General features: G+C 62.5%; 6 protein-coding genes. 5 read left to right on the forward strand and 1 reads right to left on the reverse strand.

What is annotated here, in order from left to right:
* The first annotated feature begins 56 nt into the window (after positions 1–56).
* Positions 57–2,015, forward strand: a complete 1,959-nt coding sequence (locus tag LIY45_RS05090) for a PAS domain-containing sensor histidine kinase (RefSeq protein WP_226475567.1) — start codon at positions 57–59, stop codon at positions 2,013–2,015.
* Here the strand turns inward: LIY45_RS05090 and LIY45_RS05095 are convergent.
* On the reverse strand, positions 2,012–2,920 hold the full coding sequence (locus LIY45_RS05095; RefSeq protein WP_017475691.1) for a LysR family transcriptional regulator: 909 nt from the start codon (positions 2,918–2,920) through the stop codon (positions 2,012–2,014). The genes LIY45_RS05090 and LIY45_RS05095 overlap by 4 nt on opposite strands.
* Before the next feature lie 108 nt (positions 2,921–3,028).
* On the opposite strand from LIY45_RS05095, the gene lldD reads away from it, so the two are divergent.
* The 4 genes from lldD (at position 3,029) to pstS (ending at position 12,484) form a co-directional block, all read left to right on the forward strand.
* The gene (gene lldD, locus LIY45_RS05100; protein WP_017475690.1) at positions 3,029–4,171 is read left to right on the forward strand and encodes an FMN-dependent L-lactate dehydrogenase LldD; all 1,143 of its coding nucleotides are present in this window, start codon (positions 3,029–3,031) and stop codon (positions 4,169–4,171) included.
* 393 nt (positions 4,172–4,564) lie between these two features.
* A complete protein-coding gene (locus LIY45_RS05105; RefSeq protein ID WP_226475724.1) occupies positions 4,565–6,235 on the forward strand; it encodes a ShlB/FhaC/HecB family hemolysin secretion/activation protein in 1,671 nt (556 codons plus the stop codon).
* A gap of 103 nt (positions 6,236–6,338) precedes the next feature.
* Positions 6,339–11,294, forward strand: a complete 4,956-nt coding sequence (locus LIY45_RS05110) for a hemagglutinin repeat-containing protein (protein WP_226475568.1) — start codon at positions 6,339–6,341, stop codon at positions 11,292–11,294.
* Between the two features lie 173 nt (positions 11,295–11,467).
* On the forward strand, positions 11,468–12,484 hold the full coding sequence (gene pstS, locus LIY45_RS05115; protein WP_017475687.1) for a phosphate ABC transporter substrate-binding protein PstS: 1,017 nt from the start codon (positions 11,468–11,470) through the stop codon (positions 12,482–12,484).
* Positions 12,485–12,538: the final 54 nt, after the last annotated feature.

Below are 12,538 nucleotides of genomic sequence, written 5' to 3' on the forward strand. Positions count from 1 at the left end.
GCACTATCGGGAAGGGCTCCGATACAAATAGCCCACCTGAATCTGGCGAGAGTGATTTGTCCGCCGCGGGCCTCACTCACAGTGAAGCCTTCACTGAGCGCGTGCTTGCCAGCATCAATGACTGCATCAAGGTGCTGGACTTGGACGCCCGTCTGACCTTCATGAGCGAAGGCGGCAAGCAGATCATGGAAGTCAGCGACTTCAATGCGATTCGCGGCTGCCCCTGGCCGGACTTCTGGCAGGACCAGGGCAATCTCGACGCCAAGGCCGCCGTAGAGGCCGCCAAGGCCGGGCGCAACGCCAGCTTTGTCGGCGCCGCCAACACCCTGGCCGGCAACCTGAAATGGTGGCACGTGAACGTCAGCCCGATCATGGGCAGTAACGGCCTGCCGGAAAAAATCCTCTGCGTGTCCCGGGACATCACGCCCCTGCGCGAAGCCGAAGAGTCCCTGCGCAAACTCAACGAGTCCCTGGAACAGCGGGTGATCGAACGCACCCGCGACCGCGACCGTATCTGGCGCCTGTCGCCGGACCTGATGCTGGTGGCGCAACTCGATGGTGTGATCTCCGCCGTGAACCCGGCCTGGACACGCATGCTCGGCCACACCGAACACGACCTGGTGGGCAGCCAATTGCTGGCCCTGGTTCACCCCGACGACCTGGCCGTCTCATCCTCGGCGGTCAGCCGCCTGGGGGATGGCAAGAACTTCCCCAACTTCAAGAACCGTTACCGTCACCAGGACGGCAGCTACCGCATGATCGCCTGGACGGCCGTGCCCGACAGCGACTACATCCATGCGGTGGGCCGCGACATCCAGGCCGAGGAAGAAGCCAAGGAAGCCTTGCGCCTGTCGGAAGATGCCCGGCGCCAGTCGCAGAAACTGGAAGCCATCGGCCAGCTGACTGGCGGTGTCGCACATGACTTCAATAACCTGCTGACGGTGATCAAGTCCTGCGCCGACTTGCTCAAGCCGCCCGCCCTCAGCGAGGCGCGGCGCGTGAAATACGTGGAAGCCATCGCCAGCACCGTCGACCGCGCAGCCCGCCTGACCGCCCAGTTGCTCACATTCGCTCGCCGCCAGGCCTTGCGGCCAGAAGTGTTCAACGTCGGCGAAAGTGTGAAGCGAGTGGGCGAGATGATGGACAGCTTGACCGGTTCACGGGTGAAGGTCAGCATCCAGGTGCCTGACGACGCCTGCTTTATCAACGCCGATGAAAGCCAGTTCGATACCGCGCTGGTCAATATGGTGGTCAACGCCCGGGACGCCATGGCCGGTCATGGGCATTTGACGATCACCGTTTCGACGGCAACCTGGTTGCCTTCGGTTCGCGCTCATCCGGTACGCGTCGCCGAATACGTGACCATCGAGCTGGCCGACACCGGCTCGGGTATCCCGCCGGAAAAACTCGACGCGATCTTTGAGCCCTTCTACACCACCAAGGGCATCGGCCAGGGCACCGGTTTGGGTTTGTCCCAGGTGTACGGCTTCGCCAAGCAGTCGGGCGGTGAAATCCTGGTGCAGAGCGAGTGCGGCACTGGCAGCCAGTTCACCCTGTACCTGCCCAAGGTCGAGCCAAGTACCCTACCGGTTCTTCAAGACACCAGCGCCACGCCCATCGTCTCAAGCTTGTGCGTGCTGATGGTCGAGGACAACGCCGATGTCGGCCTGTATACCTCGCAAACCCTGGAACAGATGGGCTTTCACGTCCTCTGGGTGCCGGATGCCAACAGCGCGCTGGACGCCCTGGCACCCAACCCGGAAAGCTTCCAGGTGGTGTTCTCCGACATCTCCATGCCCGGCATGAGCGGCCTGGAGTTGCTGGACGCAATCGAGGCCCTGTATCCGTGGCTGCCGGTGGTGCTCACCACTGGCTACAACGACGAGTACGCGCGTATCGCTCAGGAAGAGGCCAGCCGTTTTGTCTTGCTGCAGAAGCCGTACTCCACCGAGGCCCTGGCCCTGCTGCTGCAAAAAGTCGTCAAGAGTCGCCTGACCCTGATCGCTCAAGGCTAAACCGCAGGCTGGGCCGCGCTGTCTGGAACATTGCCCATCTCCAGGGCCAAGTCCAGCCAGGCCCGCGCTGCCGGGGGCAGATGCGCCTGTCGCCGCCAGGCCAGGGCGATGTGCCAATCGGTCTGGGGCTCGTCCAGCTGGATCAGGGCAATACCGGCATGCAGGTGTTTGTAAGCCAGCATGCTCGGCAAAAACGCGACCCCCAAGCCTGCGGCCACCAGGTCGACGATAAAGTCGATCTGGGCGCTGCGGGCGGTGACGCGTGGGACTACGCCTCTGCGCTCGCAGGCCGTGAGAATAATCCGGTTAAGCGCAAACCCGGCTTCGAACAGAATGAAGGGCGAGTCGGCCAGATCGGAAAAATCGACGCTTTTGCGCCCGGCCAATGGATGGTCGATCGGCATCACCACCATCAGCGGCTCGACGCGGACATCCTGATATTCAAATTCACCCGCCACGGGTACCAGCAACGCGGCCAGGTCCACCTCCCCGGCTTCCAGGCATTCGCCCAGCTTCTTGCTGCCGTGCTCGATCAGCTCGATCTCGATCTCCGGATAACGCTGTCGATACAACGCAAACATCGCCGCAAACAGCACGCCACTGCCCACCGGCGGCAAACCAATGCGCAATACACCGCGCTTGAGCCCCAGCAGGTCGTTGATCTCGGCCACCAGGTCACTGCGCTCGGCCAGCAACACCAGCGCGCGACGATAGGCAATTTCGCCAGCGGCCGTCAGCTCGCTCTTGTGGCCGATGCGATTGAACAGCGGCGTGCCCAACTCATCTTCCAGGGTCTTGACCGCCTTACTGACGGTAGACTGAGTGAGCGAAACCACCTCGGCCGCCTGTGAGAAGCTGCCCTGGCGCACCACTTCGACAAAGGCCAACAACGTGCGAAGGTTCATGAGTATTCCATTTGCGACTTGAATCAAGTTGAAAAAGTTGTTTTTACCATGAAAGGCCTTTGTCTATGCTCACCCCACCGTTTTTCTTCACTCGGGGCATCACTGTTCATGATCATTTCGTCCGCATCGGATTACCGCGAAGCCGCCCGCCGCAAACTGCCGCGTTTCCTGTTCGACTACATCGACGGCGGTGCCTACGCCGAACACACCCTCAGGGCCAACAGTTCGGACCTGTCCGATATCAGCCTGCGCCAGCGCATCCTGCGTAACGTCGAAAGCCTGAGCCTTGAAACCACGCTGTTCGACCAGCCCTTGGCGATGCCGGTGGTCCTCAGTCCGGTGGGCCTGACCGGCATGTTTGCCCGGCGCGGTGAAGTCCAGGCGGCGAAGGCGGCAGCGAACAAGGGCATTCCGTTTTGCCTGTCGACGGTGTCTGTGTGCCCGATCGAGGAAGTGGCGTCCCAGAGCGCGCAATCCATCTGGTTTCAGCTGTATGTGCTGAAAGATCGCGGTTTCATGAAAAATGCCCTGGAGCGAGCCCAGGCCGCCGGGGTGAAAAACCTCGTGTTCACCGTCGACATGCCCACCCCCGGCGCGCGTTATCGCGACGCCCATTCGGGGATGTCCGGCGCCTACGGGCCGCAACGCCAAATCCTGCAGGCCATGACCAAACCGGCCTGGGCCTTCGATGTGGGCCTGCTGGGGCGCCCCCACGACCTGGGCAACATCTCCAAATACCTGGGCAAGCCCACGCAGTTGAAGGACTACATCGGCTGGCTGGCCAACAACTTCGACCCGTCCATCAGTTGGAAAGACCTGGAGTGGATCCGCGAGTTCTGGAAAGGCCCGATGATCATCAAAGGCATCCTCGATCCCCAGGATGCCAAGGACGCAGTGAGCTTTGGCGCCGACGGCATCGTCGTCTCCAACCACGGCGGCCGCCAACTGGACGGTGTGCTGTCCACGGCCAAGGCGCTGGCACCTATCGTACAAGCCGTGGGCAGCGACCTGACGGTGCTGGTGGACTCCGGCGTACGCTCGGGGCTGGACGTGGTGCGCATGCTCGCGCTGGGCGCCAAGGGCGTGTTGCTGGGCCGTGCCCAGGCTTACGCACTGGCCGCTGACGGGCAGCGTGGCGTGGAGAACCTGCTGGATATCTTCGCCAAGGAGATGCGCGTGGCGATGACGCTGACCGGGGTCACGTCGATTGCACAAATCGATGAATCGATTCTGGTACGCGGCCAACACTGAGTTGAAACGAAGCAGCCCCGGTCTCTTGCCAAGACCGGGGCTGCCCTTTTCAGTCACGCATAAACAAAATGATTAAACGCCTTTGCTGCAACAATCAAAAGGCCCCTCGCACCACTCCTCACGAAAAAATCCCGCAAAAACAACCTGCATTAGGCACCCTTCTACCCGACTTGCACCACCTCTGTGCATTTATTTTGTGAATAACGCGGCATTCCCCACGTTTTACGTAATAAATCCTGTCCCTGATGTAACAAACGTTTTAAAGGTGGCTCAACTGTGGAAAGTCCCTGAGTTCACCGTTTTGGCTCAGGGGCATGGATCGTGCGTATTTCACGTTAAGGATGTCGAGTGCCAAATCAGCCCTCAACCGAGCCACTCTGTTGTAGCAACAGACTGATCGTTGCCCTGCTCTGCCTGTGCACGCTGCCGGCGGCCGCCGCCGATGGGCCGCTGCCTGGCCAGGAAGCATTGCGCTTGCAGCAGCAACAGCTGCGCGACCTGCAGCAATTACAACTGGAACAGCGTCAGCGGCAAATCCAGCGAGGCCGTTTCGCAGCACCACCGACCACACCCGCATTGCCGGCAGACACCCCCCAGGACCAGCGCTGCTGGCCCTTGAGCGGGACGCGCGTGGCCGGTGTCACGCTGTTCAACAAGGCTGAACTGAACACCCGCATCGAGCCCTATGTGGCGCCGTGCATGGGCGTCGCGCAAATCAACCGCCTGCTCGCCGAGATCACCCGCCTGTATGTCGAGGCCGGCTATATCGCCAGTCGCCCATACCTGATCAGCCCCCCGGCCGCCGGGCACCCGTTGGATATTCACGTCGAGGAAGGCTACGTCGAAGCTATCGAGCTGGCCGACCAGAGCCTGCCCGTGTCGTTACGCGGGGCATTCCCGGGCATGCTCGGCCAACCGCTGAACCTGCGGGACCTGGAACAGGGCCTGGACCAACTCAATCGCCTGCGCTCGGTAGACCTCACCGCCGACATCGCCCCCGGCAGCGCAGCGGGCGCCTCACGGATCATCCTGCGCTCGCGCAGCAGTGCCTCGCGGTGGGCGTTGGGACTGGGTGTCGACAACCTCGGGAGCGCCGGCACCGGCCGTGATCGCAATGCGGTCAGCCTGAGCCTGGACAGCCCGTTGCAGCTCAACGACGCCCTCAACCTGAGCTTCAGCGACACCCTCAACCACGGTCCGCGTTACAGCCGCAGCAACAGCCTGTTTTATTCCATCCCCTACGGTTACTGGACCTACAGCCTGTTCGCCAGCCATGCCGAGTACCGCTCGCCGTTCAAGCTCAGCCGCACCACGCTCTATAACAGTGGCCGCACCGATCAAGTCAGCCTGCGCACCGACCGCGTGTTGTGGCGCGACCAAAGCCATCAACTGAGCGCCAACCTGCAACTGGCTTACAAGGATGTCGACAGCTACCTGCAAAAGGTCCGCCTGGGTATCCAGAGCCCGACACTGACCGTGGCCGAGGCCGGTGTGAATCTGTTCTGGCTCAACAGCGCAGTGTGGAACCTGGACGTCAATTACGCCCAGGGCCTGACCTGGTTCGGCGCCGACCGCGACGCCGATCAGGTGGTGAAGAACCTGCCCCAGGCGCAATTTCACAAGTACCGCGCCAACCTCACCCAATGGCGCAACGGCCAGCTCATCGGGCAACCGTGGCAGTGGCAGAGCCAACTGTCGGTGCAATACAGCCCGGATGCATTGCCGGCCATCGAACAACTGCTGGTTACTGACGATTCGGCGGTGCGTGGCTATCGCGAGAACAGCGCGTCCGGCGCCATTGGCGCGGTGTGGCGCAACACCCTGCGCCTGCCACTCAACAGCGACCTGCCGTTCAAGATCACCCCGCGCCTGGGCCTGGACAACGGCTGGGTCAAGCGTGAATACGGCGCCCGCAGCCAACGCCTGAGCGGCGCCAGTGCCGGGCTCAACCTGAGCTGGAAGAACCTGCAGCTCGACCTCGATTACCAACGCAACCTGAACACCCCCGCGGGGTTTGCCCAAGAGCCGGAGGTCTGGCTGACGCGCCTTAGTTTGCAGATATGAGCCGACACCTGATTTGCCTGAAATAACCGCAGCACCTGATCAGCACGGCAGCGTTGCACCGAACGACGCACTTCGCGGATCAGCCAACAGAGCGAGACTATTTATGCCGACTAACACTCATGCCTTTCACCTCTCTCCACAGGGCAAACTGCGCTGGGCCATCGCCAGCCTGTTCCTGTTACCTCAACTCGTACTGGCCGGCGGCTTGACCGTCATCGAAGGGCCCGGCGGCACCCCGCAACTGCAAAACCAGGCGGGCGTGCCCATCGTCAATATCGTCGCGCCGAATGCCGGCGGCCTGTCCCACAACCAATTTCTCGACTACAACGTCGACCGCCAAGGCGTGGTGTTGAACAACGCCTTGCAGGCGGGGCAATCCCAACTCGCGGGGCACTTGGCGGCCAACCCGCAGTTCCAGGGCCAGGCAGCGAGCGTGATCCTCAATGAAGTGGTCAGCCGCAACGCCTCGGCCCTCAACGGTGCGCAGGAGATTTTTGGCCGGGCAGCCGATTATGTGCTGGCCAACCCGAACGGGATTTCAGTCAACGGCGGCAGCTTCATCAACACCCCCAACGCCAGCCTGGTGGTCGGCCGTCCCGAGCTCAACGACGGCAAGCTGCAAGGCTTGAACACCCGTGATGCAAGCGGCCAACTGACGGTGCAGGCCCAGGGTCTGCAAAACCGTGACGGTTCGATCAACCTGATCGCACCGCGCATCGACAGCGAAGGTCGGCTCAGCGCCCGTGATCAATTGAACCTCACCATCGGCCGCAATCAGGTCGACGTTGCCAGCGGCCAGGTGCGCCAGGTAGACCCGGCCAGCAAGACCGGCGACCAGCGTATCGACGCCAGCCTGTTCGGTGCGATGCAGGCCGGGCGGATCAATATCGTCAGTACCGCCGAAGGTGCCGGCGTACGCGTGGGGGCCGTGCAAGTGGATGGGCGGGACGGCGTGAACATCCGCTCGGCCGGCGACCTCGACATCAGCGGCCAGGTGCACGCCAATAGCCTCGAGGCCACCCGCGCCGGGGTGCAGAGCCGCCAGGGCGATGTGGACCTGCACAGCGCCAAGGATTTGAATCTCGCCGCCACCGATGTCGGTGGGCGCAACGTCAAGCTCGACGCTGGCCGCAACCTGACCCTGAGCAGCCTGGAAAGCCGCAAGCTTCAGGAACAGCGTGAGCAGTGGAACAACAGCAACTTCCTCTTCACCTACGAAACCTATGACCGCACCACCACCGACAAGGACTCGCGCCAGCACGGCAACAGCGTCGTCGCGCAGCAGAATGCCGCGCTGTCTTCCGGCGCCAACACCGAGATCAAGGCCAGCCGTGTCGACGCCGGCGACACCGTGCGGGTCAACAGTGGCGCGGACCTGCGCCTGACCGCCGCCACCGAAACCCATGAAACCCGCGACCAGGGCAACCACCGCAAGCACCTGTGGAAAGCCGACTGGGACAAATCCGCCAGCGAACAACGCAGCATCACCAGCAGCCTCAAGGCTGGCAAGAACCTGGAGCTAACCGGCGGGCAGACCCTGCAATTGCAAGGCGCCGAACTGCAAACCCCGGGGGATATTCAACTGGCCGCCCGGCACGTGGAAATCACCAGCGCCAGCCGTACCCAAAGCAGCCGGGACAACGGTTACTCCGGTGACCTGGTGGGCGGCAGTTTCTTCGGCTCCAAGGGCGATGGCGACAAGGGCAAAACCCTGAATACCGGCAGCAAGGTCAACGCCGACGGCAAGCTGATCGTGAAAGCCGATGAAGTACGCATCAGCGGCAGCCAGGCCCGTGGCGGCACGCAGGCCAGCGTCATCAGCGACAAGGGTTCGCTGGTGATCGATGGCGTACGCGACACGTCCCACGACAACCGCTACAGCAAGGACAGCAAGTTCTTCGGGATCTCCAAGGACGAAAGCCGCAAGAACCTCAAGGACAGCACCGTGGTCGCCAGCGAACTGCGCTCGGACAGTAACCTCGCACTGCACAGCGCCAAGGACATCGAAGTCAGTGGTTCCAAGGTGTCTGCCACAGGCGAACTGACGGCTGACGCCAAGGGTGATATCAAGATCGCCTCGGCGGAAAACACTTCCAGCGACACCACCCGCACTCACACCCGTGGTTTTGATGGCTACGCCAGGGAAACCGCCGACGGCACGCGCCAGTACCGCGCCGGCGTGAACTACGAAGACCAGCAGAAAACCAGCCACACCGACACCACCCGCCAACAAGCCTCCAGCCTCAGCGGCGGCACCCTGGCCGTCACTGCGGGTGGCGATTTGAGCGTCGAGGGTTCAGGCCTCAAGGCCACCCAGGGTGATGCGACCTTGAGCGGGAAAAATGTCGAGTTGTTGGCGACCCATGACAGCACGGCCAACGCCACCGAGCAGACCACCACTGGCGGCGGCGTCTACTACACCGGCGGCCTCGACAGGGCCGGCAGCGGCGCGCAGTTCAGCCATCAAAGCAGCCACGACACCAACAGCAAAACCACCGCGCACACCACCACTGTTGCGGCGGCCGGCAAGCTGACCATCAATGCCGGCAACACCCTCACCAGCCAGGGCGCACAGGTCAAGGCCGGTTCCGGGTTGCAGCTCAACGCTGCGCAGGTCGACAACCAGGCGGCGCATAACAGCGAGTCCAGCACCCACAAGGAGAATGGCTGGACGGCCGATGTCGGCGCCAATGTCGAATACAAGGGCATCACCCGGCCCATCGAAAAAGCCATCGAAGGTGTGGCCCAAAGCAAGTTTCATCAGCCAGGGCTGCTGGACGCGTTCGAACAACCCAATGTCGGGCTCGATGTTGAAATCGGACATGCCAACAAGACCCGCACACAGCAGGACAGCACGGCAGTGGTCAGCCAGTTCACGGGCGGCACGGTGCAGGTCAACGTCGCCGGCAAATTGCAGGATGAAGGCACTCAATACCACGCCACCGAGGTCGGCCTGAAAATCGATGCCGGCAGCCACCTTGCCACCGCTGCCGCCACTACCCACAGCAGCAGCGAGCAAGGCGTGGACACCAAGGCTGGTGTGCGGGTCTACACCACCACCGGAGAAGACTTGAACGTGCGCGGCAGCGGCGCAGGCGGCAGCAGTGATGTACGCGAATCCACCCGCACGGCAGTGGTCGGCAGCTACGCCGGGGCCAAGGGCGTTAGCATCGATGCCAAGGGCGATGCGCGTTATGAAGGCAGCCAGTTCAACGGCGGCCAGGCCGGTGTCGACCTCAAGGCGGGCGGCGAGTTGGCGCTGAATCAAGCCAACGATACCCAGAGCAATACCAGCAGCACCCTGCGCGGCAACGGCTCGTTGACCGTGGGCACGGCGCCGGGCGCCAACGGCAATAACGTCAACCTCGGTGCCGGCGTGCAACTGGACAACAAGCGCCTGGACACCCAGGACAGCCAGGCCCGGGTCGCGAGCATCCAGGGCAAAGGTCCGGTGCAACTCGACAGCGGCGCCGACCTGACCCTGCAAGGCACCCGAATTGGCAGCAGCAGCGCCAGGACCGGTGACATCAACCTCGCCGCCGGTGGCAAGCTGGACCTGCAAGCCGCCACCGAGCGCCACGTCAGCAACGCCAGTAACCTGGGCGGCGGCCTGAACGTCGGCGCCGGCAAGACCAGCAGCGCTGAAAGCAGCGGCAAGACCGGGAGCCTCAGCGCCAACTTCAACATCGGCAAGGGCGCGGAAAACGACCAGACCGTCAGCGTCGGACAGCTGCACAGCAACGGCAACGTGACGCTCGCCAGCGGCGGCAACAGCGCCGATGCCATCCACCTGCAAGGCACGCAAATCGCGGCCGGCAACGTCAGCCTCGACGCGGTAAATGGCGGCATCCTGCAGGCGTCGGCGCAATCGACCCAGGCCCATGACAGCTGGGGCGTGACCTTGGGCGCGGGCGGCAGTGGCGGCAAAACCACGCTGGCCAACGCGGGTGAACACGACAGGCCCAAGACCCAACATGGCATCAATGCCCGGGCCAAGGTCGACGTCAATTACCTGCAAGGCACCACTCAGCACGACAGCCGGATCAAGGCCGACACCGTGGTGATCAACAGTGCCGGTGATACCCGAGTGTCCGGGGCACGGATCGACGCGAATCAGGTGAGCGGCAAGATCGGCGGCGACCTCGTTGTCGAGAGCCGCAAGGATCACGTCAGCAGCACCCAGGTCAACGTCGACGCCAGGCTGGACGTCGAGAAAAACCAGCCCGGCGTCGTCAATAAACTCGCCAAGACCACCGGCCCCCTCAAGGACAAAGTGCAGGCCAAGGCGGAAGGCGCGTTCGACAAGCACCGCGAAAAACTCGAGAACGCCGTCGACAAGGGCACCGAGCACCTGGCCTCGGCCAAGGACAACGTGGTCAACAGCGTCGGCAACGCCAAGGAACGCTTGGGCGAAAAACTCACCCGCAGCGGTAGCTACGACGTGAACCCCGAGCCCCGTGGCGCTTTCGGCACCCGCGTGGACCAGGCCAAGTCTTACCTCGCCGACAAGAAGGACGCCCTGGGCACGCGCCTGTCCAGCGTCAAGGAACAGCTCTGGCCAAAAACCAGTGACAGCTACGCCGTCAGCGGCAAGAACACCACCGGCAGCTCGGTGGCCAATACCGCAGAAAGCGTGTTATTCGGCGACAAGAGCGGCAGCACCGCCTACACCCCGACCTTGAACCTGGACGTCAGCCACGTCGCCAAGGACAGCGTCACTCAGGCCTCGGGCATCAGCGGCACCCAGGGCGTGAACTTGCAGGTGGGTGGCGAGACTCGCCTGATCGGTGCGCGCATCGGGGCTTCGGCAGGCAAGGTCGACCTGGGGGGGTCTGCGGTAAACGCCACCACGTTGAAGGGCAGCGACTATCGCGCGGATGTCGGGCTGAACGTCTCGAAGTCACCGGTCAATCTGGCGCTGGGCGCCAAGGACGAATTGACCCGCAAACAGGACGACGCAACGCGTAAGGATCAAGCCATCAACCTCGGACCGTTGCGGGTAGGCGGCCACAGTAACAGCCAGGAGCTACAGGCCGGGATTGATCAAGGCCCCCACTAAGCAACCCTGCTCCGGTGCAGACGAGCACGCCCGCCTGCACCGGAGCAAACATTTCTAAATGTTTCTTCATAAAGCCAAACCGTCATTAAACAGACACATTTCAGGAATTAAATCGTCACGTCCCAGACAGGTGGAGCCCTCCACCTACCCCCTTCCTTTGAGGTGTCGTCGTGATGTTGCTGACCAAAAAGAGTCTGTCAGTGTTGTTCACTGCCCTGTGCCTGAGTGGTGTCGCTCACGCCACTGACGTCACGGGTGCAGGCTCCAGTTTCGTCTACCCGGTGCTGTCCAAGTGGTCCCAGGAATACAGCAAAAGCTCCAGTGACCGGATCAACTACCAGTCCATCGGTTCTGGCGGCGGCATCGCCCAGATCAAGGCGGCCACCGTGGATTTCGGTGCTTCCGACGCACCGCTGTCGGCAGATGAACTGAAGGCCGGCGGCCTCGGCCAGTTCCCCAGCGTGATTGGCGGCATCGTGCCGGTGATGAACGTCGAGGGTGTGGCGGCTGGCCAGCTGAAACTGGATGGCGAGGTGCTGGCGAAGATTTTCCTCGGTGACATCAAGGCCTGGAACGACCCGGCGATTGCCGCCCTCAACCCCGGCCTGAAGCTGCCCGGCGCGAATATCACCGTGGTCCACCGCTCGGACGGCTCGGGCACTTCGTACAACTTCACCAACTACCTCTCCAAAGTCAGTGATGGCTGGAAAACCAAAATCGGTTTCGGCACCACCGTGCCGTGGCCAGTCGGTGTAGGCGGCAAGGGTAACGAAGGTGTTTCGGCCTACGTAAAGCAGATCAAGAACTCCATCGGGTTTGTTGAATACGCCTACGCCCTGCAGAACAAGATGACTTACGCCTCACTGAAGAACGCGTCCGGCAAATTCGTCGAGCCCAACGCCAAGGCCTTCCAGGCAGCGGCGGATACCGCCGACTGGGCCAACGCCAAGGACTTCAACCTGATCATGACCAACGCACCGGGCGAGAACGCGTGGCCGATCACGGCGACCACCTGGATCATCATGTACAAGCAGGCAAAGAACGCCGAGCAAAGCCAGGCCGCTTTCAACTTCTTCAAATGGTCGTTGGAGAAAGGTCAACAGCAGGCTGCGGCATTGGACTACGTCGCGCTGCCTGATTCCCTCGTGACCCGGATCGAAGGTTACTGGAAGTCCGACTTCGCCCACTGATCCGTCCCTGAGACCCGCGCCCTCAAGCAACCTGATGCCAGGGGGCGCTGGTGA

This window comes from Pseudomonas sp. MWU16-30323, from assembly GCF_020515595.1.
GTDB lineage: Bacteria > Pseudomonadota > Gammaproteobacteria > Pseudomonadales > Pseudomonadaceae > Aquipseudomonas > Aquipseudomonas yamanorum.

Bases quoted from the DNA above. Each gene is read 5' to 3' on its own strand.
- LIY45_RS05095 (WP_017475691.1), bottom strand. From the start codon at position 2,920: ATGAACCTTCGCACGTTGTTGGCCTTTGTCGAAGTGGTGCGCCAGGGC.
- lldD (WP_017475690.1), top strand. From the start codon at position 3,029: ATGATCATTTCGTCCGCATCGGATTACCGCGAAGCCGCCCGCCGCAAA.
- LIY45_RS05110 (WP_226475568.1), top strand. From the start codon at position 6,339: ATGCCGACTAACACTCATGCCTTTCACCTCTCTCCACAGGGCAAACTG.
- pstS (WP_017475687.1), top strand. From the start codon at position 11,468: ATGTTGCTGACCAAAAAGAGTCTGTCAGTGTTGTTCACTGCCCTGTGC.